The organism is Streptomyces sp. B5E4 (assembly GCF_039871555.1).
Lineage (GTDB): Bacteria > Actinomycetota > Actinomycetes > Streptomycetales > Streptomycetaceae > Streptomyces.
In genome coordinates this window covers 327,763-350,829 of the sequence record NZ_JBDPMI010000005.1, presented here as the reverse complement: position 1 = coordinate 350,829, position 23,067 = coordinate 327,763, and the positions used below count along the sequence as shown (strand labels likewise).

The window sequence follows — 23,067 nt, the reverse complement described above, 5'->3', positions numbered from 1 at the left end:
CCGGGGGGGTGGGGGGGGGGGGGCCCCGGGGCCCCCCGCGACCGCCCTCCCCGCTACCGGATGACCGTGACCCGGTCCCCCTGGGTGACGCCGTTGACCGTCACCGTCAGCGTGACCGTCCCGGGCCGCAGCCCCGTCACCTCGCCGGTGGCCGGGTCGTACGCCGCGATGTCACCGCGGTCCGCCTCCCGCGGCGGCCCGATGTGCAGCCGGTCCGTACCGGACCAGTCCGCGCTGACCGGCCAGGCCACCGGCACCTGCCTCGCGCCCTGCGCGACCGAGGCCGTGGCCACCGCCGAGCGGCCGGCGCGGACCTCCTCGGGCGCGGTCACCGCCAGCCCGTCCACGTGCGGCCGGGTCTGCACGGACACCCAGTCGGGCAGCCCGCGGTACGGCGTGTTCCGCGCCTGCTGCTGCTCGCGGGGCGACACGTCGTCGACGCCGACCAGCGACCAGCCGGAGAACCCGCCCTCGCCGGGCGGGGTGGCCGGGGCCTTCCCGGAGTTGCCGTTGATCAGGTACGGCACCCCGTCGACGTGCTCGGCGTGGAACGTGCCGACGTGCCCGCCGACGAACGCCGCGCCCTTGCCCGTACGGGCCCGGAAGTCCGCCAGCCAGTCCTCCAGCACCCGCGCCTCCTTGCGGTCGCTGAGCTGGCTGGCGCGCTGCGCCGTCGGGTCGCGCGGCGGGACGTGCTGGACCACGGTCACCGAGCGCACCGACGGGTCCGCCGCCGCCGCCTCCAACTGCCGCTTCAGCTCCGCAATCTGCGCGTAGCCGCCGCCGCGGAGGGTCAGCGAGGAGGTGTCGAGGGTCACGAAGCGGGTGCCCTTGTGGTCGAACGTGCGCTGCGCGGGACCGAATTCGGCGACGAAGTTGGCGACCGAGCCGCCCATCACCTCGTGGTTGCCCGGCACGTAGTACCAGGGCACCTCGTCGCCGAGTTCCTCCTCCAGTATCCCGCGGGCGAACGTCAGGTCGGCGGGCGAACCCTCGTCGACCAGGTCGCCGTTGACGATGAGGAAGTCCGGCCGGGCCGCCCTGATCTCCTGCAGCGTGCGCCGCGTCTGCCGGACGAGCGCGCTGTCCGGGTCGCGGGCGACGAACTGCGCGTCGGACATCACCGCGTACCGCCAGTCCCGTCCGGCCGTCTCGGCACCGGAGTCGATCAGCGGGTCGCGGTGCGCCGCCGTGCGCGGCAGGTCGACCCCGGGCGGGCTCTGCGCGGTCAGCTCGTCTATGACGACCTCGCTGCTGTACTGGCTGGCGGGCTTGGCCTCCGCGAGATAGAAGCGGAAGACCGACAGCGGGTACTGCGTGCCCTCCGGCACCTGGAAGACCACCTGCTTCCAGCCCTGCCAGGTGACGTAGTCGCCGCGGAGTACGAGGTCGGCGCCTCCGCCGTCCTTGAGCTGCAGCGACGGCCAGGCGCCCTTGCCGTCGCCCTTGATCCACAGCCCGAAGCTCAGCGGCTGGCCGGGGATCTCGATGCGCTGCGGCGGCGTGACGTACGCGGCGCGGGTGGCGGTGGACTGGGAGAAGTCGTACGTGATCTTCATGCCGGCGCCCGCGTGGCCCGCGGGCTCCGGGGCGAGCGAGCCGGTGGCGCGGGCGGTGGAGAACGTCCAGTCGGCCGCGTTCTCGAAGTCGGCCAGCACCCCTTCGGTGAGCCCGACGGTCAGCGCGATATGCGTGACCTTCCCCTGCACGGTCACCTTGAGCACGCCCGAGGCCGTCGGCTCGGGGGTGCGGGCCCGCACCGTGAAGCCGCCGCTGGGCGCGTCGGGGGCGATGTCGAAGAGCGCCTTGTCGTAGTCGAGGCGTACGTCGGCGGGGTCGACGGGGGCGCTGGTGCCGTGGGCGTCGCGGCCGACGACGCCGAAGGCCGCCACGTCCCCCGGGTCGGCGAGGCCGACGCGCTCGCTGGTGGGCGTGATCCGCTCCAGCCGGTCCAGGACGGTCAGTTCGGTGCTTCCCGACGCGCCGCCGCGCCGGGCGGTGACCTTCGCGGTGCCGCCGCGGCGGGCGGTGAACGTACCGTCGCCGTCCACGCCGCCGACGTCGCCGCGGTCGCTGGACCACGACGGGCGGCCGGGCGCAGGGCCGTACGTCTCGTCGTAGCCGGCGGCGTCGAGGTCGCGGGTCAGGCCCGGGAAGACCCGGTCGGGGTGGCCGCCGGGCACGGGGTCGACGCCGGGCGCGAGCGCGGGGTCGGCGGCGGTGGTGACGCGGAAGTCCTTGAGCTTCCCGCTGCCGCCGGGAGCGGTGAACGCCAGGCCGTTGGGGACCTCCCGCTCCTCGCCGTCGGACGGCGAGTTCTCCACGAACCGCTCGTCGGAGCCGGGCGCGCGGGCGACGAGAGTGGAGGAGCCGCCGCCGTCGAGGTTCAGCGCGTCGTACGCGCCGAGGGCGTCCATCATCTTCGCCAGCTGCGTGAGCGTGACGCCGCCGGCGTCGGCCTGGCGGCCGTCGACGGTCAGCACGTGCATGGTGCCGCCGTCCTTGGAGAAGCCGACCGCGGTGCGGGGGGCGGCGGTGTTGTTCGGCCGGCCCTCCCAGTCCTGCGGCACGCCGTCCTCGACGAGGACGCCGCGGCCGCCGACCGCGGTACGGGGCACGGGGCCGCCGTCGTCGGTGCGGACGTCGTACTCCACCTGCACCGCGTCGCCCGGCGTGAGCTGGGCGAGGATCTTGGCGCCGGTGTCGCGGCCGACGAGCACCGTGGTGCCCTCCGCTATCGCGCCCTTCCCGGGCCCGGCGGTCACCTCGGCGACCCTGCCGTCCCGCACGGCGACCTCGGTGACCTCCGTGGCGCCGTCGACCGTCAGGGCACGGTCGGCCTTGCCCCACTGGGCGTTGTACGCGCCGATGCCGTCCGCGGGGACGTTGGCCGCGTTGTGGCCGCCGAGGGGGTGTGCGCCGTCGGGGAGGGTGAGAGTGCCGTCGAAGTACAGGTCGAGCACGCGGCCCGCCTGGTCGGGGCCGACGCCGACCGCCTCGGAGACGCCGGGCGCGGGTGAGTGCGTCGGGCGGCCCTCCTCGACGCCGGGGCCGAGGGGGGCGCCGGTCTCGTTGATGTCGAAGAAGTCGGCGTTGATGGCGGCCACGGTGGTGCGGCCGGGGCCGGGGTCGTGCTCGGCGGCGAGCTGGGAGACGGAGGCGCGCTCGGAGACCTTGCCGCCGAGGTAGTCGACGCGGGTGCCGGCCCCCAGGTCGACGCTGAGCGCGTCGGCCTTGAGCCACTTGTCGGTCTCCAGCCGCTCGAAGGAGGTCAGTTCCATGCCCGGGGCGACGGGCCGGGAGACGGAGGCGATGTCCATGCCCTCGCCGGCGGGTACGGAGACCGGACCGGCGGCGCCGGTCGCGGCGGGCCGCTCCTGGCCGACGGCCGCGGGGGCCCCGAGGAGCAACAAGGAAGCCGCCGCTGCCGCGACGGCCCTGGGTCGGAAGGGTTTACTGCGTACTCCCGCTCTGAGCACGTTTTCTCCTTGTAACGACACGGGAACGCACGCTTCTTGCGCACGGCGGGCCACAGCCTGGCAGTGGAAAGTGGTCTACACCAGAGGGCGCGCGCAAACTCCGACCGAACAATTGCCGCCGCGGGTCCGTCATTTGAGATCGTGTCAGGAAGGTCCGCACCGGAGGGACGGGGCGGGCGTGTCGACGTGACACGCCCGCCGCACGCCGTTCGCGTCAGCCGCGGCGCTTGGCCGCCGTCTTCTTCGCCGCCGCCTTCTTGGCGGGTGCCTTGGCCGCCGTCGCCTTCGCGGCCGTCCTCTTGGCCGCCTTCTTGGCGGTCGTGCGCTTCCGGGCCGGCGGCGAGTCGCTCACCCGGTCGCCCAGGATCTCCCGCAGGAACTTCCCCGTGTGGCTGGCCGGCACGGCCGCCACCTCCTCCGGGGAGCCCTCCGCCACCACCAGGCCGCCGCCGCTGCCGCCCTCGGGGCCGAGGTCGACGACCCAGTCGGCGGTCTTGATGACGTCGAGGTTGTGCTCGATGACGATCACCGTGTTGCCCTTGTCGACCAGCCCGGTCAGCACCCCGATCAGCTTCTTGATGTCCTCGAAGTGCAGCCCTGTCGTGGGCTCGTCCAGCACGTACACCGTGCGGCCCGTCGAGCGCTTCTGCAGCTCGCTCGACAGCTTCACCCGCTGCGCCTCGCCGCCCGACAGCGTCGGCGCCGGCTGGCCCAGCCGCACGTACCCGAGGCCCACCTCGTTGAGCGTCCTGAGGTGGCGCGCGATGGCCGGCACCGCCTCGAAGAAGGACAGCGCCTCCTCGATCGGCATGTCCAGCACCTCGGCGATGGACTTGCCCTTGTAGTGCACGTCCAGCGTCTCGCGGTTGTACCGCGCGCCGTGGCAGACCTCGCACGGCACGTACACGTCCGGAAGGAAGTTCATCTCGATCTTGATGGTGCCGTCGCCGGAGCAGTTCTCGCAGCGACCGCCCTTGACGTTGAAGGAGAAGCGGCCCGGCAGGTAGCCGCGGACCTTCGCCTCCGTCGTCTCCGCGAACAGCTTGCGGACGTGGTCGAAGACGCCCGTGTACGTCGCGGGGTTGGAGCGCGGCGTCCGGCCGATGGGCGACTGGTCGACGTGCACCACCTTGTCCACCAGGTCGTCCCCGTCGACCCGGGTGTGCCGGCCGGGCACGCTCCGCGCGCCGTTCAGCTCGCGCGCGAGGTGCGTGTAGAGGATGTCGTTGACCAGGGTCGACTTGCCCGACCCCGAGACGCCCGTGACCGCCGTGAGCACCCCGAGGGGGAACGCCACGTCGATGTCCTGCAGATTGTTCTCCCGTGCCCCGCGGACGACGAGTTCCCGCGTGCCGTCGACGGGCCGCCGGATCTCCGGCGTCGGGATCTCCCTCTTCCCCGACAGATACTGCCCGGTGACCGACGCCTCGTTGTCCAGCAGTTCCTTGAGCGAGCCGCTGTGCACCACCCTGCCGCCGTGCTCGCCCGCGCCCGGGCCGATGTCGACGACCCAGTCGGAGGTCTTGATGGTGTCCTCGTCGTGCTCGACGACGATCAGCGTGTTCCCCAGGTCGCGCAGCCGGACCAGGGTCTCGATCAGCCGGTGGTTGTCCCGCTGGTGCAGCCCGATGGACGGCTCGTCCAGCACGTACAGCACGCCGACGAGACCGGAGCCGATCTGCGTGGCGAGCCGGATGCGCTGGGCCTCGCCGCCGGAGAGGGTACCGGCCGCGCGGTTGAGCGACAGGTAGTCCAGGCCCACGTCGACCAGGAACCGCAGTCGCTCGTTGACCTCCTTCAGCACCCGCTCGGCGATCGTCTTCTCGCGGTCGGTCAGCTCCATCGCGCCGAGGAAGTCGGCGCAGTCGCTGATCGACATCGCCGAGATGTCGGCGATCGACCTGTCCTGCACCGTGACCGCGAGGACGACCGGCTTCAGCCGCGTCCCGTTGCAGGTCGGGCAGGGGACCTCCCGCATGTACCCCTCGAAGCGCTCGCGGCTGGCGTCGCTCTCCGCCTCCGCGTGCCGCCGCTTGACGAACGGCACGGCGCCCTCGAAGGACGTGGTGTACGACCGCTCGCGCCCGTACCGGTTGCGGTAGCGCACCTCGATCTTCGTCCGGTGCCCCTGCAGCAGCGCCTTCTGCGCCCGCTGCGGCAACCCGGCCCACGGGATGTCCGTACGGAAGCCGAGGTCGTCGGCGAGCGCGCCGACGAGCCGGGCGAAGTAGTCCTTGGTGTGGCCGTGCGACCACGGGTGGATGGCGCCCTCGTCCAGCGACTTGTCCGGGTCGGGGACGATCAGCTCCGGGTCGACCTCCATCCGGCTGCCGATGCCCGTGCAGTCGGGGCAGGCGCCGAACGGCGAGTTGAAGGAGAAGGAGCGCGGCTCCATCTCCTCGAACGACAGGTCGTCGTACGGGCAGTAGAGATGCTCGGAGTACATCCGCTCGCGGTCCGGGTCGTCCGCGTCCAGGTCGACGAAGTCGAGGATGACCATGCCGCCGGAGAGCCCGAGAGCCGTCTCGACGGAGTCGGTCAGCCGCCGCTTGGCGCTCTCCTTGACCGTGAGGCGGTCGACGACCACCTCGATCGTGTGCTTCTCCTGCTTCTTCAGCTTGGGCGGATCGGTCAGCGACGACGTCTGCCCGTCGACCCGCGCCCGGCTGTACCCCTTCGACTGCAGGTCGGAGAAGAGGTCCACGAACTCGCCCTTGCGCTCACGCACCAGCGGCGACAGCACCTGGAAGCGGCTGCCCTCCGGCAGCGCCAGCACCTTGTCCACGATCGCCTGCGGCGACTGCCGGGTGATCGGCCGGCCGCAGACCGGGCAGTGCGGCTTGCCGATACGGGCGAAGAGCAGCCGGAGGTAGTCGTAGACCTCGGTGATCGTGCCGACCGTGGACCGCGGGTTGCGCGACGTGGACTTCTGGTCGATCGAGACCGCCGGCGACAGGCCCTCGATGAAGTCGACGTCCGGCTTGTCCATCTGGCCGAGGAACTGCCGTGCGTAGCTGGACAGCGACTCGACGTAGCGGCGCTGGCCCTCGGCGAAGATCGTGTCGAACGCCAGCGACGACTTGCCGGAGCCCGAGAGTCCCGTGAAGACGATGAGGGAGTCGCGGGGCAGGTCGAGCGAGACGTTCTTCAGATTGTGCTCGCGAGCGCCACGGACGAGGAGACGGTCGGCCACGCCGGTCGGACCTTTCTTGATGAGCGGCGGGGACCGTCCGGACGGGCGGTGCCCCTTGTCAAGCGTATGGGGGTGGCCGCGAAGCTGTCCGCGGCTTTCTCCCATCGAGCCACACGCTAACGTCTGGGTCTGACAACGACGTCCGGCCCAGCATTCCCGCCCGCTCGCCTCCAGGGGATCCGATGACAGAAAGCGCAGGTCGCACGTACGACCCCGTACGCGACATGGCCACCCTACGAGCCGCCACCGACAGCCTCCTCGACCGCGCCGCCCGCCTCGACGACGACGCGGTACGGGCGCCGAGCGCCCTGCCCGGCTGGACCCGCGGCCACGTGCTCGCCCACCTCGCCCGCAACGCCGACGCCCTGGTCAACGTGCTCTCCGGCCGTCCTATGTACGCGAGCGCCGAGGCCCGCGACGCCGACATCGCCGCCGGCGCCCCCCGCCCGCTCGCCGAGCAGCTCGACGACGTACGGGCGTCGGCGGCGCGGCTGGCGCAGACGGCGGCGGACATCCCGGCGGACGGCTGGTCGGCCCGCTGTGAGCTGCGCAACGGCGTGACGGATGTCATGGCCCGGATCCCGTTCCGGCGGCTGGTGGAGGTGGAGCTGCACCACGTGGACCTGGACGCGGGCTACACGCTGGACCAGCTCCCGGAGGACTTCGTGACCCGGGAGATCGACTTCCTCACGGCCCGCTTCGCGGGCAACGAACAGGTGACGCCCCTGTCACTCTCCGCTCCCGACGGCAGCACCTGGACCACCGGCGCCCCGCCGCCGGGCGGTGATCCGGTGCGGGTCACCGGCGCCCCGTACGCCCTGATGGGCTGGCTCGCCGGCCGCACCACGGGTACGGGCGTACGCACGGAGAACGGCGTCGCGCTGCCGACCCTGCCCCCGCTCTGAGAAGCTGGCTCCATGTCGTACACGGGCAAGGTCACCGTCGGCGGCGCCGCCGACGTGCACGAGCTGACGGACCTGATGATCTCCAAGGTCGCCGTCGGGCCGATGAACAACAACGCCTACCTGCTGCGCTGCCGCGCGACGGACGAGCAGTTGCTGATCGACGCCGCGAACGAGCCCCAGACGCTGCTCACCCTCATCGGACCCGACGGCATCACCTCCGCCGTCACCACCCACGGCCACGGCGACCACTGGCAGGCCCTGGCCCCGGTCGTCGCGGCCACGGGCGCCCGCACCTACGCGGGCCGCGCGGACGCCGCCGACATCGACGTCCGAACCGACGTCCTCGTGGACGACGGCGACACGATCACGGTGGGCCGCATCCCCCTCACCGCCCGCCACCTCGTCGGCCACACCCCGGGCTCCATCGCCCTGGTCTACGACGACCCGCACGGGCACCCCCACGTCTTCACGGGCGACTGCCTCTTCCCCGGCGGCGTGGGCAACACCTGGGGCGACGCGGAACGCTTCAGGTCCCTCCTGCACGACGTGGAGACCAGGATCTTCGCCGACCTCCCGGACGAGACCTGGGTCTACCCGGGCCACGGCGACGACACCACCCTGGGCGCGGAGCGCCCGCACCTGGCGGAGTGGCGCGAACGCGGCTGGTGAGGGGAGCGCCCGTACTCCCTCGGATGGCGCCTCCTCCCGCTTGGCGTGATGCTGAAACTGCGAGGTGGTCAGCATGAGCGGGAGGCACGGCCACAGCGGTGGCACACCGACGGGGAGCGAGCGGCGCGGTGCGGAGTCGGACGTTCCGAGCTCCCTCGTGGAAGCGTTCGCCTCCAGGTTGGGCGGACAGCTCATCCGGCCCGGGGATCCGGGCTACGAGCCGGCACGAGAAGTCTGGAACGGCGCGATCGACAGGCGCCCGGCGCTGGTGGCCCGGTGCGCGGGCGACGAGGACGTGGTCGCCGCTGTCGATTTCGCCCGCGACAACGGGATGCCGGTCGCCGTGCGCGGGGGCGGACACGGCGTCGCCGGTCACGCGGTCTGTGACGGCGGACTCGTCATCGATCTGTCGGCAATGAGAGGGGTCGACGTCGACCCCGGGGGGCGGCGGGCGGTCGCGCAGGGCGGCTGCACGCTGGGGGACGTCGACCGGGAGACCCAGCGCCACGGGCTCGCCACTCCGCTGGGCGTGGTGACGAAGACCGGGATAGCCGGCCTGACCTTGTCCGGGGGGATGGGCTGGCTCCGGCGCAAACACGGGTTGAGCTGCGACAATCTCCTGTCCGTACGGATCGTCACCGCTGACGGGCGAATCCTGGTCGCCGATGAGAACCAGCATCAGGACCTGTTCTGGGCGGTCCGTGGCGGTGGCGGCAACTTCGGCGTCGTCACCTCGTTCGAGTACCGTCTGCATCCCGTCGGGCCGGAGGTCTTCGTCTGCTTCGTGTTCTACCCCGCGGCCCGCACCGGGGAGGTGCTGCGGGCCTGCGAGCGCTACCTGTCCCGGAGACCGGACGACTTCGCCCCTATCGGGCTCCTCGGGAAGGTCCCGGAGGCAGAGGACTTCCCGCCGGAGTCGCACGGGAAGGACTTCGCAGCACTGCTCGCGCCGTACCCGGGTGACCCGGCAGAGGGTGAGCGGCTCCTGCGGCCACTGCGAGAGATCACCGACCCGATCCTCGACCTCAGCGGAACCATGCCCTTCACGAAGGCCCAGGCGATCGTGGACGAGGAGTACCCCGACGGCTGGCGCTACTACTGGAAGTCCCTGAACGTGCCCGCGCTCAGCGACGAGCTGATCGAGCGGCTCGCCGGGCACGCCGCCGCTGCGCCTTCGCCCCAGTCCACCATCGACGTCTGGTACCAGGGCGGCGCCATGGCCCGCGTCGGCGAGGAGGAGACCGCCTTCGCCAACCGCGCCGCTCCCTACCTGCTCGGGATCGAGGCGAACTGGGAGGCGGAGGCCGACTCTGCCGAGAACGTGACGTGGGTACGCGACACCTTCGCCGACCTGCGCCAGTTCTCCGCAGGGGGCGTCTACCTCAACTTCCCCGGCTTCCTGGAAGAAGGCGAGCAGCTCCTGCGTGAGGGCTACGGCAGGAACTACGAACGGCTCTCGGCGGTCAAGGCGGAATACGACCCGGCGAACCTCTTCCACCTCAACGCGAACATCAAGCCGAAGGACTGACGTCCGGCCCGGCACCCCGGTGGGGTGGCTTGGGGGTGGCGAATTGCGATTTCGCAGAGTAGTCGCACGACTACGCGAATAGCCTGATCGCGTCGACGACTGACGAGGGGTGACGCGTATGGGCACGGACAGCAGCAGTGAGCAGGCGAGGCATCCGCGCAAGCCGGAAAAGAGGGCCGGGAAGGAAAAGAACTCAGCACCGCCGATCTGGATCGGGTACGGGAAGCTGGTCAAACTCCACCGCCGGCGCGCGGGCATGACACAGCCCGAACTCGCCGAGGCGGTGGGCTATTCCGTTGACACGGTCGCCGCCATCGAGCAGGCGAAACGCCCGGCGAAGCTGGCCTTCACCCAGGGCGCGGAGCGGGAACTCGACGCCCAGGGGACGCTGATGGTGCTCCAGGAGGAGGTGGACCGGGCGAAGCTGCCGGAGTTCTTCCGGGATGTCGCACTGCTGGAAGAGGAGGCACTGAGCCGGTACGGCTGGGATCCGCTGCTCGTGCCGGGGCTGTTGCAGACGGAGGACTACGCGCGGGCGCTGTTCTCGGCGCACTGCCCGCCACTGGCGGAGGACGAGATCGAGCAGAGTGTGGAAGCCCGCCTCGCGCGGCAGAGACTGCTCACGCGGAAGAAGCCGGTGGAGCTGTGCTTCGTCATCGGCGAGGCGGCGCTGCGTAACCCGGTGGGCGGGAAGCGGGTGCAGCGCGAGCAGTTGGAGGCGCTGCGGAAGCATGCGGATCTGCCGCACGTGGAGATCCAGGTGATGCCCTCGGCCTGCGGTTTCCACCCTGGCCTCAACGGGCCCATGGTCGTGATGGAGACGGCGGAGCACGAGGTGGTGGGGTACGTGGAGTCGCAGGGGGCCGGGTTCGTCGTCTCCGACGCGGACCGTGTCAGTGCGTTCACTCACCGGTATGGAAAGATGCGCTCACTGGCACTGAGCCCCGATGAATCAGCACGGTTCATCGACCGCCTGGCAGGAGACCTATGAGCGTGGAGCAGGCAGCGGACGCCGGCAGTTCGCATGAGTTGGCATGGGTGAAGAGCAGCTACAGCGGATCAGACGGCGGCGACTGCGTTGAGGTGGCCGTCGCGCCCGAGCGAGTGCACGTGCGCGACTCCAAGGACCCTTCGGGCCCCGTGCTCACGGTCTCGCCCGAGGCATGGGCCTCGTTCGTCGCCTTCACGGCGACCCAGGAGCCCCGCTGACGGTGTAGCTCTACGTGCCCGGTCCCGGACGCCCTCCGGGACCGGGCACGTAGAGGGTCTGTGTCAGTCGTCGCCCTTGCCCGGGTGGTGGCCGGCCTCCGCGGGCTCCTCTTCCTTGTCCTTCTGCTCCGCCTCCAGGCGGCGGGAGGCGCGCAGGCTCGTGATCGTCGTGATGACCAGCACGCCGCCGATCACGCTCAGCGAGATCGCCGTGCTGATCTCGGGGACGTGGACCCCGGACTCGTGCAGGGCGTGGAGCACCAGCTTCACGCCGATGAAGCCGAGGATGGCCGACAGCCCGTACGAGAGGTGGACCAGCTTCTTGAGCAGGCCGCCGATCAGGAAGTAGAGCTGCCGCAGGCCCATCAGCGCGAAGGCGTTGGCCGTGAAGACGATGTACGGGTCCTGGGTGAGGCCGAAGATCGCGGGGATGGAGTCCAGCGCGAAGAGCAGGTCGGTCGTGCCGATCGCCAGCATGACGATCAGCATCGGCGTCATCAGCCGCTTGCCGTTCTCGGTGATGAACAGCTTGGTGCCGTGGTACTTGTCGGTGGCGGCGAAGCGGCGCTCGACCATCTTGAGCAGCCGGTTCTCCTCCCACTCCTCTTCGTCGTCGTCGCCCTTGGCCTCCTGGATCAGCTTCCAGGCGGTGTAGATGAGGAACGCGCCGAAGATGTAGAACACCCAGGAGAAGGACGCGATCAGCGCGGCACCCGCGGCGATGAAGGCCGCGCGCATCACCAGTGCGATGAGGACGCCGACCATGAGCACCCGGGCCTGGTACTGCGGTGGGACCGCGAACTTGCTCATGATGATCACGAAGATGAAGAGGTTGTCGACGCTCAGCGACTTCTCCGTGACGTAGCCGGCGAAGAACTCACCGGACGCCTGGCCGTCGCCCCAGATCAGCAGCCCGACGCCGAAGAGGCCGGCGAGGACGATCCAGATGATCGTCCAGGTGCCCGCCTCCTTGAGCGTCACCTCATGGGGCTTCCGGCCGACGAAGAAGTCGGTGCCGATCAGGGCGCACAGGCCCACGATCGTGAGCACCCACATGGTCAGCGATACGTCCACTCGTCCTCCGCGGCAAGTCCGGCATGTTCAGCGTCATGGTTGCCGGGCGTGCCTTCCACTTGAGGAACTGGAAGCTCACCCCCAACGCTCGACTGTATAGAACGAGCCAAGTCATGGCAAAGTTCCGATCAAGTGCGCAGGTCAGAGGGTATCCAAGCCGCCCGCGTGGAGCATGCGAACGGCCCGCAGGCGCGGAGCCTGCGGGCCGTTCGTGATGCGGGTCCTTCCGGTCAGCGGCGCAGCGCCCGGCGGGCCGCCGCGACCTGGGCCAGCACCTGTTCCAGCACCCGGCTGCCCATCGGCGCGCGCGCCGGTTCGTACGTCCAGGCGTGGCCGATCCAGGGGTCGGCCAGGTGGTCGTCCGGGGTCGGGGTGAGTCGCAGCATGCCGCGCCAGAACGGGTCCAGCAGCGGGCCGTAGCCCTTGGCGTCCTCGCGGTCGGCGACGACCAGCAGGTGCACGCCGACCGACGGGCCCTCGTCCGCGAGGTACCGCAGTTGGTTGATGGCGCGGTCGTCGAAGCCGTGCGGGAAGTCGTTGACCACCAGGAGCTGCTGCGCGGGGTCCAGGTCCGGCGGCAGCGCGTCGGCCGCACCGCTGCGCAGCGCCATCTGCACCAGGTCGATGCGCTGGGTCAACCGGGTGAGGGTGTCCGTGACGCCCGCGGCGCCCTTCGGCGGCGGCTCGGCGAGGACGCCGGAGTGGAGCAGCGGGGTGAGCGCCGTGGTGGCCGTGCCGCCCGGGTCGATGAAGTGGACGTTGAACTCGCCCGCCGGGTGCACCGACAGCAGCCGCGAGGCGTGCGCCACGGCGGTGTCGAGCGCCAGCGCGCGCCGCTCCGCGGAGTCCGGGAAGCCGCGCTCCGGGTCGCCTTCGAGCGCGCCGGGGCCGAGCGAGGACGTACCGCTGTCCACCCACAGGCCGCGCTCCAGCGGCAGCCGTACCAGCAGCGGGACGCGCAGCTCCGTGTGCTCGGGCAGATGGAGGTCGCCGAGGCGCAGGGCCATCGGGGCGTCCTCGGGCACCTCGTACTCGTGCCACACGGGGCTCGCCCAGGAGGCGAACGCGGGCGGCAGCGCGGGCTCGACGACGCCGGCCTCGGCGACGAGCTGCCCGAGATCGCGGTCGAGGACCTCGCGGGCCCGGTCGACCAGGGTGGAGTGGCGGGCGAGCACCTCGGCGCGCGCGGAATCGGCGATGGAGCCCATGCGGGCGCGCGGGTCGGCGAGGAGCTGGTCGAGCTCGCGGTCCATCCGGGAGTCGGCGAAGTCGACGGCGCTGCGGTACGCGGCGACCGTACGGGCCAGGTCCTCGAACATGCCCCAGACCTGGTTGTACAGCCGCTCCTCCATGCTCCAGCCGGGGGCGTCGCCCGCGACCGGTTCCGCGGGGCCCGACGCGGAGCGGCCGGGCTGCGGCGGTACGCCGCCCGCGGCGGCGCCGGCCGCGCCCGCCGGGGCGCCGGGGCGCGGTCCCGCTCCGGTACCGGCCCCTACCCCGGGAGGCGGGGGCGCCGCGGCGGACGCGGGGGCGCGCGGCGCGCCGGACGCACCCGGCGTACCCGGTCCACCGCTTGAGGCCCCCGACGCGCCCGCGGCACCCGCCGCCGCGGCGCGGCGCGGGTGGCGGTAGTCGACGGGGCCGGCCTGCGCCTGCCGCTCCTCGGCGGCCTGCTGCGGCCGCCGGGCGCCCGGCCCGGTCGGCTGGCCGGTGGCGGGCGGCGGCGCCGGGGCGACGGCGCGCGCCAGCCCCTCGGCCACGGCCCGTTCGATGTCGGCGGCGAGCTGCTGCGCCTCGGGCAGACCCTGGTCCGCGAGCATGGCGGCGAGCCCGCCGGCGTACCCCTGGCCCACGGCCCGGATCTTCCACGTCTCGCCCCGCCGGTACAGCTCCACGGCGGTGACCGCCGACTCGCTGTCCAGGCCGGTGATGACGAACCGCGCGATCGCCGTGCCGTCGAGGCCCGTGACGGCCACCGACGGCGGCGCGATGGCGCCGAAGCTCCGCGGCCCCGGCACTCCCGCGGGCAGCGCCAGCAGCACGTGTACGCGCTCCACGTCCGGCGGTAGCGCGTCCAGGTCCACCGCCAGCCGGTGTTCCGCCGCCGCCTGTCCCGGCACCTCAAGGCCCGGCAGTTGCGGCGCACCGGGGTGCGCGATCCGGCCCGGGTCGCTGACCCTGCCGTCCTCTCCCCCCAGCGTGGCGCCCGGCGTCACCGGGCTCCCCGCCGAAATCCTGATCTCCACCCGGGTCTGCGGCAGCAGATGATTCTGCCCGCGGACCAACTCGGCCGTCATGCGGCCCTCCCCTGCACTCGCTGCGGCCGTCGACGTCGCGTCATGCCTCGGAAACCGGTCGTCCCTGCGCTCCTTAGAGGAGGGGCTGGATCGACGGCATCAGGTCCTGGAACGTACGGCCGTTGGCCGGCGAGCCGAGGGCGGTCATGCCCCAGCCCGACCCCGTCCGGTGCACCTTCGCCATGATCTGGGCGGTGTACGTGCCGCCGCCGGTGAGCGTGTAGCGCGCCAGCTCCTGGCCGTTGCTCTCGTCCACGAGCCGGCAGAAGGCGTTCTGCACCTCTTCGAAAGTCTGGCCGGTGAACGAGTTCACGGTGAAGATGATCTGGTCGATGTGCACCGGCACGCGCTGCAGGTCCACCAGGATCGACTCGTCGTCACCGCCCTGGCCGGCGCCGCCGACGAGGTTGTCGCCGGTGTGCCGCACCGAGCCGTCGTCGCTCACGAGGTGGCGGAAGAACACCACGTCGACGGGCTCCTTGTCGGCGAAGAGCACGGCGGAGGCGTCGAGGTCGATCTCACGCGTGCGCTTACCGAAGAGACCGCGCCGTTCGGCGGCCTGCCAGCCCAGCCCCATGCGGACCGAGCTGAGGGTGCCGCCATCGGACTTCTGCAGGCTGATGGCCTGACCCTTGGACAAGTTGATCGACACGCTTACGTTCCCCTCCTGCTCCGAACGCGCCATGACCGGCGCGCTGCCACGCACATTACGCAGGACAGCGGCCCTGTGCTCCCCCCGGAGGAGGATTTGTGGCGCTCCTGCTACACAGCACCGGTTGTGCGCTCCCGGACGGCCACGCTCCGCGTACGCCCGGGGGCGCTCCCACGCCCCGCACAACCCGGTCCTACGACAGCCCCGCCTCCTTCATCTGCCGCAGCTCCTTCTTCATCTCCGCCACCTCGTCCCGCAGCCGGGCGGCCACCTCGAACTGGAGGTCCGCGGCGGCGGACCGCATCCGGGTGGTCATCTCCTCGATCTGCACGGCGAGATCGGCGGCGGGCGTCTCCGTGGGCGCCGCACCGGCCTCGGCGCCGCGGCCGGCGGGCTTCGTCTTCTGCCGCAGCTCCGGCACCGGCGCCTTCGCCGCGGCGTCGGGCTTCGTGGACCGGTAGCCCGAGCCGAGCAGCGCCTCGGTGTCGACCTCCTCGCGGGCGATCTGCGCGACGATGTCGTTGATCTTCTTGCGCAGCGGCTGCGGGTCGATCCCGCGTTCCTCGTTGTACGCGATCTGCTTGGCGCGGCGCCGGTTGGTCTCGTCGATCGCCTTCTCCATGCCCGGCGTGATCTTGTCCGCGTACATGTGCACCTCGCCGGAGACGTTGCGCGCGGCGCGGCCGATGGTCTGGATGAGCGACGTGCCGGAGCGGAGGAAGCCCTCCTTGTCGGCGTCGAGGATGGCGACGAGGGAGACCTCGGGCAGGTCCAGACCCTCGCGGAGCAGGTTGATGCCCACCAGCACGTCGTACTCCCCGGCGCGCAGCTCGCGCAGCAGCTCGACGCGGCGCAGCGTGTCGACGTCGCTGTGCAGGTAGCGCACCTGGATACCCAGCTCCAGGAAGTAGTCCGTGAGGTCCTCGGCCATCTTCTTGGTCAGGGTGGTGACGAGGACGCGCTCGTCCTTCTCCGCGCGCGTGCGGATCTCGTGCACCAGGTCGTCGATCTGGCCGTCGGTCGGCTTGACGACGACCTGGGGGTCGACGAGCCCGGTGGGCCGGATGATCTGCTCCACGACGCCGTCGCCGCGGGACAGCTCGTACGGCCCGGGGGTGGCGGAGAGGTAGACCGTCTGGCCGATGCGCTCCAGGAACTCCTCCCACTTCAGCGGGCGGTTGTCCAGCGCGGACGGCAGCCGGAAGCCGTGGTCGACGAGGGTGCGCTTGCGGGAGGCGTCGCCCTCGTACATGGCGCCGACCTGCGGGACGGTGACGTGCGACTCGTCGATGACGAGGAGGAAGTCCTCGGGGAAGTAGTCCAGCAGGGTGTGCGGCGGGGAGCCGGTCTCGCGGCCGTCCATGTGCAGCGAGTAGTTCTCGACGCCGGAGCACGTACCGATCTGCTGGAGCATCTCCAGGTCGTACGTCGTCCGCATGCGCAGCCGCTGCGCCTCCAGCAGCTTGCCCTGCTTCTCCAGTGCACCGAGCTGGGTGTCCAGCTCGGTCTCGATGCCGGCGACGGCCTTGGCCATGCGCTCGGGGCCGGCGATGTAGTGCGAGGCGGGGAAGACGTACAGCCCGTCGTCCTCGCTCATGACCTCGCCGGTCAGCGGGTGGAGCGTGGACAGGGCCTCGATCTCGTCCCCGAACATCTCGATGCGGACGGCCAGTTCCTCGTACACCGGGAAGATCTCGACGGTGTCGCCGCGGACCCGGAACGTGCCGCGCGTGAACGCCTGGTCGTTGCGGGAGTACTGGATGTCGACGAAGCGGCGCAGCAACTGGTCCCGGTCGATCTCCTCGCCGACCTTCAGCGGCACCATCCGGTCGACGTACTCCTGCGGCGTGCCCAGGCCGTAGATGCAGGAGACGGAGGCGACCACGATGACATCGCGCCGGGTGAGCAGCGAGTTCGTCGCGGAGTGGCGCAGGCGCTCCACCTCCTCGTTGATCGAGGAGTCCTTCTCGATGTACGTGTCCGTCTGGGGGACGTACGCCTCGGGCTGGTAGTAGTCGTAGTACGAGACGAAATACTCCACCGCGTTGTTCGGCAGGAGCTCGCGGAACTCGTTCGCCAACTGGGCGGCCAGCGTCTTGTTGGGCGCGAGGACCAGCGTGGGGCGCTGCAGGCGCTCGACCATCCAGGCCGTCGTGGCCGACTTGCCCGTACCGGTCGCGCCGAGCAGCACGACGTCCCGCTCGCCCGCCCTGATCCGCCGTTCGAGCTCGTCGATGGCGGCGGGCTGGTCGCCGTTCGGCTGATAAGGGCTGACTACCTCGAAGGGCGCCATGGTGCGTTCGATGTCTGTGACGGGCCGCATGTCCCCACCGTACGACCCGCCACCGACAACGCGACCCGGAGCGCCCCGGTGTCCTCGCTGACCTGGCGCAATACCGAATACCCGGGCAGCCGGCCAGATCATTTCCGGCCAGATCAAGAGGGCCCGAAACGGCATAGCAAGCGCTTCCCCGAGCCTTCCACCTGCGCCGACCGGAATCGGTCCGCGTTCACCGCGCCGATATCGGCGTTCAATCTCTGGCCATCCCCGGCCTCGTACTCTGTCGCCTGCCCCTGGGACCCTGCGGCGACAAGTGATCACCTCTAGTCGAGGAGACTGCATGCCCTCCCGCACGCTTACGCGCGCGTCCGGCGCTCTGACGGCCCTGGCCGGTCTCGTGCTCACCGCGGCCGCCACGTCCGCCACCGCGACCGCTGCCGAGCCCGCAGCCGACTCCGCCGCCGCCCCGATCGTGACCGTCGCGCACCGCGGCGCCTCCGCGAACGCCCCCGAGAACACCCTCGCCGCCATCGACACGGCCCGTGACATGGGGACCGACTGGGTCGAGAACGACGTGCAGCGCAGCAAGGACGGCGAGCTGGTCATCATGCACGACGACACGCTCGCCCGGACCACCAACGTGGAGGACCTGTTCCCCGACCGCGCCCCCTGGAAGGTCTCCGACTTCACCTGGAAGGAGATCCGCACGCTCGACGCCGGCAGCTGGAAGGGCGAGGAGTGGGCCGGCACCCGGGTGCCGAACCTGGACCAGTACATGAAGCGGGTGACGCAGAACCACCAGAAGCTGGTGCTGGAGATCAAGAAGCCGGAGCTGTACCCGGGGATCGAGAAGGAGATCCTCACCGAGCTGCGCAACAGCGGCTGGCTGAGCCGCGAGGCCGTGAAGAACAAGCTGGTCGTGCAGAGCTTCGGCGCGGACTCCATCAAGACCGTGCACGAGCTGCGGCCGGACGTGAAGACCGGCTTCCTCGGTGCCCCCGCGGTGGCGGACCTGCCCGAGTACGCGACCTTCTCGGACCAGATCAACTCCAACCACGGCACCATGTCCGCGGAGTACTACGCGGCCGTGCACGCCCTCAAGGGGCCGCACGGCAAGCAGTTGGAGGCCTACACCTGGACGGTGGACGACCCGGCGCGGGCCGTCCAGCTCGCCGAGTGGGGCGCTGACGGCATCATCACCAACAAGCCCGACCTGATCGCCGCGGCGCTGGCGGACGCCGGGTTCGGGGTCGCCGCGGAGTAGCGGCCACAGGCGGTCCGGTACGGACCAGGGGCGGCGGGCGCCCGGTCCGGCCGGGACGCCCGGCCCGCAGGGGCACCCGGTCCGTCTTCGGGCCCCGGCCGTGGGGTCAGATACCGCCCGGGCCGCCGCCCCGCTCGAAGTACGACGTCGCTCCCGAGCCCGCAGGCTCGGGAGCGGCGGCGTCGCCGCCCACGACGCCCGCGTCGGACGCGGACACCCGCCACTCGTTCTCCAGCGGGTCCATGCCGACGAACAGACCCACGAACACCAGCAGCAGTACGGGGCCGATCAGGATCGGCGCCAGGATCTCCGCCGGGCTCTTGCCGTCCGCCGCCGCGCCGGCCGCGTGGGCGTGCACCGCCAGCGCCGCCATCCCCGTGTAGTGCATGCCGGAGACCGCCACGCCCATGATCAGTGCGGCGCCCACCGCGACGCCGAACCGCTTCACGGTCATCGACAGCCACAGCGCGGCGGTGGCGGCGACCACGGCGATGAGCACGGACAGCGCCACGACCGTGGGGTCGTAGACGAGCCGCCCCCGGTCCATCTTCATGCCCGCCATGCCGAGGTAGTGCATGGCCGCGACACCGAGCCCGGTGACGATGCCGCCGGTGGTGAGGGCGAACGCGGTGCGGCCGAGGTAGCCGACGATGAAGACGCCGATGCCGACGACGACGATGGCCACCCCGAGACTCGCCAGCGTGATCGGCACGCTGTAGTTGATGTGGACGGAGTCGGCCGTGAAGCCCATCATCGCGATGAAGTGCATGGTGAAGATGCCCGTGCCGATGGCGACCGCGCCGAGCAGCAGCCAGCCGGCCCGCCGCGCGGGATCGACGGTCAGCGCGCGCATGGTGCAGCGCAGCCCCAGGGCGCTGCCGACCGCGGCCATGATGAACGCGGTGACGGGGGTGAGCAGGCCATAGGTGAGCCCGTCGACGGGCACGGGGGCAGCGAGCACGGAGTGACTCCCAGGTCTACTGATGTGTCTACAGATCTGTCGACAGATGTACAGGGCAACCAATGGGAATCGTAGGTCTGTGCGAGTCGCGACCGGCATGTTTCCACCGCCCGCGGCGCAGCCGATACGCAATCGGTACGCGGCCGATTTGTCACGTTGGGCCGGAACCGGAGCGGGGCGCGGGCGGAGGCGGTTGTCGGTGCCGTGTCCTACGCTCGCGGCATGGACGCCACCGATGCCCTCGCACCCCGGCAGAGCCGCCGGGTGGTCGACTCGCCGATCGGCCCGCTGCTGCTCGCCGCCACGGACCGGGGGCTGGTCAAGGTCGGGTTCCACGCCAAGCCGGGCGCCGCGGTGGCTCACGGTCGGGAGGAGCCGGCGGGTCCCGCGGCGCACATAGCGGCGGCCGAGCGGCAGTTGCTGGCGTATTTCGCGGGCGAGCTGAAGGAGTTCCGGCTGGAGCTGGACTGGTCGCTGTCCGGCGGCTTCAACCGCCGGGTGCTGGAGGAGCTGGCGGCCCGGGTGCCGTTCGGCTCGGTGGTCAGCTATCAGTTCCTCGCCGACCGCGTCGGGGAGCCCGGCGCCGCGCAGGCGGTCGGCCGGGCCATGGCGTCGAACCCGCTGCCGGTCGTGGTCCCCTGTCACCGCGTGATCGAGAGCGACGGCGGCCTGGGCGGCTTCGGCGGCGGACTCGGCACGAAGCGGAGCCTGCTGGCGCTGGAGGGTGTGCTGCCGGAGCCGCTGTTCTGACGATGCGGGGAAGACGGCCCACGCCCGGCTGCGGGGCGCGGGCGGGCAGGGCGGACGTACGAGGGAGGCGCCGGACGTGAGCAAGCAGATCGCCCTGCTGCGCGGCATCAACGTCGGCGGCAAGAACAAGGTCCCCATGGCCGGGCTGCGCAAGGCGCTGACCGACCACGGCTTCGGCGGTGTGGCCACGTACGTGGCGAGTGGGAACGTCGTCCTCGACGACCCCGGCACGCCGCCGGAGGAGACCGCCGCGGCCGTCGAGGCGGTCGTGGCGGAGGAGTTCGGCCTGCGGATACCGGTCGTGGCGCGCACGCGGGACGAGATCGCGGCGGTCATCGCCGGCAACCCGCTGCCGGCGGGCGCCGCGGAACCGGCCCGCTTCCTGGCGGTATTCCTCTCCGGGCCGGCGCCGGCCGACGCGTGGTTCCGTACCGCCGACCCCGCGTCCTACGCGCCCGACCGGTTCGAGATCGGGGACCGCGTCGTCTACGTCTGGTGCCCCGGCGGGCAAGGGCGGTCGAAGCTGGCGGCCGGCTTCTCCGGCCGCAGGCTGGCGGTGACGGCGACGGCCCGCAACTGGAACACGGTCCTCAAGCTGCTGGAGATGGCCGACGGTTGACGCCGGGCGCGGCCCGCCCCGGGCCCGCAGGGGACGAGGCGCCGGAGGGACGGCGCGCGGATCCGCGGCTCGTCACGGTTGGCTCCGGTCCCGGGCCCACGCCTCCAGCGCCGCGAAGTCCTCCTCCACCAGCCCGCGCGTGGGGTCGATCCGCCGCAGTAACGCCTCCCCCGCGTGGTGCTCGGCGATCCACGCCACGTCGGCGGCGGTGATCTCGTCGTCCACCCAGGCGAACGTCCGCCCGGCGGTCCACGCGGCGACGTGCCGCGTCTTCCAGTACAGCCCGTCCGGGTCGTCGGTGGTGAACATCGACGGCCACTCGATGACCGGCAGCGGCGGCAGCCCCAGCACCCGGTCGCCGATGACGGTGTTGGCCTCGTGCATCCACGTGGTGGCCCACACCAGTTCGTACGGCAGCGACAGCAGCCGCTCCCCGTGCGCGGGCCGAAGCCACAGCCGGATGGGCCCGGCGGGCATGCCGGTGGCCACGTACTCGCCGTAGCCCGGCGGCTGTACGCGCGCGGCGTAGGGATTGAGGGGCCCGTCGACGTCGAGCAGGAGGAGCGGACGGGCGGGGGCGTCGGGAGCGTGGGGGGCGGCGTCAGGGTCGGCAGCGCGGTCAACGTCGTCCATCCTCCGACGGTAAGCGCTGACGCCGCCCGCGTATCCCCCCTGCGCGCCGGCCCGCTCCCCGGTCCGTCCGCCCGCCGCGCCGACCGGGACCCGGGTGCCGGCCGCGGCGGCCACCCTTTAAGGTCTGGGCCATGGCGATCCCTGAGGTCATCCCGATACGTCACGAGCCCGGCTACCGCACCGAGAACATCGGCCGTTACGACGACGGGCAGTTCCTCGCTTCCCTCACCGCCGCGTACCCGCCGGACTACCGCATGGGCCCCGACTGGCTGGAACACCGCCGCTGGTACGCCGTGCTGCACCGGTTCGACGCCGAGGGACACCACACCGGCTCCGACGTCTGGACCCCGGGCCCCGGCGTGCCCGCGGACGGGCGGATGGACGCCAAGATGGAGGGCTGGCTCGACGCGTTGCCGGGGCTGGTGTTCGGCGACATCGCGATCAGGCCCTTCGAGGTCTCGGTCGACGGGATCCGCTTCGGGCTGGTCGCGGAGCGGCATGCGGAGCCGGTGGCGGGCGCCGGCGGGGACGAGCCGGACTGGGCGGAGTTGTACCCGGACCGGCTCGGGTTCCACGAGCCGTGGGACGGCCTGTACGACACGTAGGAGCTGATCACCGGGGTACGGACAGCACGTACCGTGGGCGCATGCACCTGACTGACGAGGTACGCGCCGCGCTCGCGGACCGGCGGCCGGTCGTCGCCCTGGAGTCGACGATCATCGCCCACGGCCTGCCCCGCCCCCGCAACCTGCAGGTGGCGGCGGAGTTGGAGGACATCGTCCGCTCCGCCGGCGCCGTGCCCGCCACCGTCGCCGTCCTCGACGGCACGCCGCATGTCGGGCTCGGCAGGGCCCAGTTGGAGCGGATCGCCTCGGACGACACCGTGCGCAAGCTGACCGTACGCGACCTCGCACCGGCCGCCGCCCTCGGCGCGAGCGGCGCGACGACCGTCGCGGCCACGGCGTTCTTCGCGGCACGGGCGGGCATCGGCGTCTTCGCCACCGGCGGTCTCGGCGGTGTGCACCGGGAGTGGACGGAGTCGCAGGACGAGTCGGCGGACCTGCGGCTGCTGGCGGAGACGCGGATCGCGGTGGTGTGCGCGGGGGTGAAGTCGATCCTGGACGTGCCGGCGACACTGCAGCGCCTGGAGACGCTGGGCGTGACGGTCCTCGGCTACGGCACGGCGGAGTTCCCCGGGTTCTACCTGCGTACGTCCGGGGAACCGGTGGAGTGGACGGTCCGTACGCCCGTGGAGGTCGCGGCGGTGCTGCGCGCCGGGCGGGAGCTGGACGTGCCTCCGTCGGCGGTGATCGTGGCCAACCCGGTGCCGGACGCCGAGCAGTTGGACCCGGCGGTGCACGACGCGGTGCTGGCGGACGCCTTGCGCGAGGCAGGGCGGCGGGGGGTGAGCGGGCAGGCGATCACGCCGTTCCTGCTGGGGTATCTCACGGAGCACACGCGGGGCGCGTCGCTGGAGGCGAACCTCGCGGCGGTACGGGGGAACGTGCGGCTGGCCGCGGAGATCGCGGTCGCGGGCGGGGCGTGAGGGGCCG

The 23,067-nt window shown here is 71.7% G+C and carries 18 protein-coding genes; 10 read left to right on the top strand and 8 right to left on the bottom strand.

What is annotated here, in order from left to right:
* Positions 1-53 precede the first annotated feature (53 nt).
* Positions 54-3,320: a phosphodiester glycosidase family protein gene (locus tag ABGA99_RS10330; RefSeq protein ID WP_347575738.1), complete on the bottom strand. Its 3,267-nt coding sequence runs from the start codon at positions 3,318-3,320 to the stop codon at positions 54-56.
* Between the two features lie 373 nt (positions 3,321-3,693).
* The gene (gene uvrA / locus ABGA99_RS10325; protein WP_347575596.1) at positions 3,694-6,672 is read right to left on the bottom strand and encodes an excinuclease ABC subunit UvrA; all 2,979 of its coding nucleotides are present in this window, start codon (positions 6,670-6,672) and stop codon (positions 3,694-3,696) included.
* 224 nt (positions 6,673-6,896) lie between these two features.
* Between uvrA and ABGA99_RS10320 the strand changes: the two genes are divergently transcribed.
* From ABGA99_RS10320 to ABGA99_RS10300, 5 genes are all read left to right on the top strand, one after another.
* Positions 6,897-7,577, top strand: coding sequence for a maleylpyruvate isomerase family mycothiol-dependent enzyme (locus ABGA99_RS10320; protein ID WP_347575737.1), 681 nt, complete (start codon positions 6,897-6,899; stop codon positions 7,575-7,577).
* A 12-nt stretch (positions 7,578-7,589) separates the two neighbouring features.
* Entirely contained in the window at positions 7,590-8,246 is a 657-nt protein-coding gene (locus tag ABGA99_RS10315; protein WP_347575595.1) for an MBL fold metallo-hydrolase, read from the top strand.
* Between the two features lie 73 nt (positions 8,247-8,319).
* On the top strand, positions 8,320-9,774 hold the full coding sequence (locus ABGA99_RS10310) for an FAD-binding oxidoreductase (protein ID WP_347575594.1): 1,455 nt from the start codon (positions 8,320-8,322) through the stop codon (positions 9,772-9,774).
* Between the two features lie 118 nt (positions 9,775-9,892).
* Entirely contained in the window at positions 9,893-10,765 is an 873-nt protein-coding gene (locus ABGA99_RS10305; protein WP_347575593.1) for a Scr1 family TA system antitoxin-like transcriptional regulator, read from the top strand.
* Positions 10,762-10,983, top strand: a complete 222-nt coding sequence (locus ABGA99_RS10300) for a DUF397 domain-containing protein (protein WP_347575592.1) — start codon at positions 10,762-10,764, stop codon at positions 10,981-10,983. Before ABGA99_RS10305 ends, ABGA99_RS10300 begins: the two co-directional genes overlap by 4 nt.
* A gap of 63 nt (positions 10,984-11,046) precedes the next feature.
* On the opposite strand, the gene ABGA99_RS10295 is transcribed toward ABGA99_RS10300, so the two are convergent.
* The 4 genes from ABGA99_RS10295 to uvrB form a co-directional block, all read right to left on the bottom strand.
* A complete protein-coding gene (locus ABGA99_RS10295; protein WP_347582488.1) occupies positions 11,047-12,057 on the bottom strand; it encodes a TerC family protein in 1,011 nt (336 codons plus the stop codon).
* Positions 12,058-12,287: 230 nt separating this feature from the next.
* Complete coding sequence (locus ABGA99_RS10290; protein WP_347582487.1) at positions 12,288-14,354, bottom strand: TerD family protein; 2,067 nt, start codon at positions 14,352-14,354, stop codon at positions 12,288-12,290.
* Positions 14,355-14,427: 73 nt separating this feature from the next.
* A complete protein-coding gene (locus ABGA99_RS10285; RefSeq protein WP_347575589.1) occupies positions 14,428-15,006 on the bottom strand; it encodes a TerD family protein in 579 nt (192 codons plus the stop codon).
* Between the two features lie 193 nt (positions 15,007-15,199).
* Entirely contained in the window at positions 15,200-17,329 is a 2,130-nt protein-coding gene (uvrB, locus tag ABGA99_RS10280) for an excinuclease ABC subunit UvrB (protein WP_347575588.1), read from the bottom strand.
* Between the two features lie 298 nt (positions 17,330-17,627).
* On the opposite strand from uvrB, the gene ABGA99_RS10275 reads away from it, so the two are divergent.
* Positions 17,628-18,551 carry a glycerophosphodiester phosphodiesterase family protein gene (locus ABGA99_RS10275; protein WP_347582486.1) on the top strand — a complete coding sequence of 308 codons (924 nt, stop codon included), beginning with the start codon at positions 17,628-17,630 and terminating at the stop codon, positions 18,549-18,551.
* Between the two features lie 106 nt (positions 18,552-18,657).
* Here ABGA99_RS10275 and ABGA99_RS10270 read toward each other — a convergent pair whose 3' ends face one another.
* Positions 18,658-19,497 carry an MHYT domain-containing protein gene (locus ABGA99_RS10270; RefSeq protein ID WP_347582492.1) on the bottom strand — a complete coding sequence of 280 codons (840 nt, stop codon included), beginning with the start codon at positions 19,495-19,497 and terminating at the stop codon, positions 18,658-18,660.
* A gap of 237 nt (positions 19,498-19,734) precedes the next feature.
* On the opposite strand from ABGA99_RS10270, the gene ABGA99_RS10265 reads away from it, so the two are divergent.
* A complete protein-coding gene (locus ABGA99_RS10265; RefSeq protein ID WP_347575586.1) occupies positions 19,735-20,262 on the top strand; it encodes a methylated-DNA--[protein]-cysteine S-methyltransferase in 528 nt (175 codons plus the stop codon).
* 76 nt (positions 20,263-20,338) lie between these two features.
* Positions 20,339-20,881 carry a DUF1697 domain-containing protein gene (locus ABGA99_RS10260; protein ID WP_347582485.1) on the top strand — a complete coding sequence of 181 codons (543 nt, stop codon included), beginning with the start codon at positions 20,339-20,341 and terminating at the stop codon, positions 20,879-20,881.
* A 72-nt stretch (positions 20,882-20,953) separates the two neighbouring features.
* On the opposite strand, the gene ABGA99_RS10255 is transcribed toward ABGA99_RS10260, so the two are convergent.
* A complete protein-coding gene (locus tag ABGA99_RS10255; protein WP_347582484.1) occupies positions 20,954-21,514 on the bottom strand; it encodes an HAD domain-containing protein in 561 nt (186 codons plus the stop codon).
* A gap of 131 nt (positions 21,515-21,645) precedes the next feature.
* On the opposite strand from ABGA99_RS10255, the gene ABGA99_RS10250 reads away from it, so the two are divergent.
* Together ABGA99_RS10250 and ABGA99_RS10245 are read left to right on the top strand one after the other, a co-directional pair.
* A complete protein-coding gene (locus ABGA99_RS10250) occupies positions 21,646-22,119 on the top strand; it encodes a hypothetical protein (protein ID WP_347575583.1) in 474 nt (157 codons plus the stop codon).
* A gap of 41 nt (positions 22,120-22,160) precedes the next feature.
* Positions 22,161-23,060 carry a pseudouridine-5'-phosphate glycosidase gene (locus ABGA99_RS10245; RefSeq protein WP_347575582.1) on the top strand — a complete coding sequence of 300 codons (900 nt, stop codon included), beginning with the start codon at positions 22,161-22,163 and terminating at the stop codon, positions 23,058-23,060.
* The last annotated feature ends 7 nt before the right edge of the window (positions 23,061-23,067 follow it).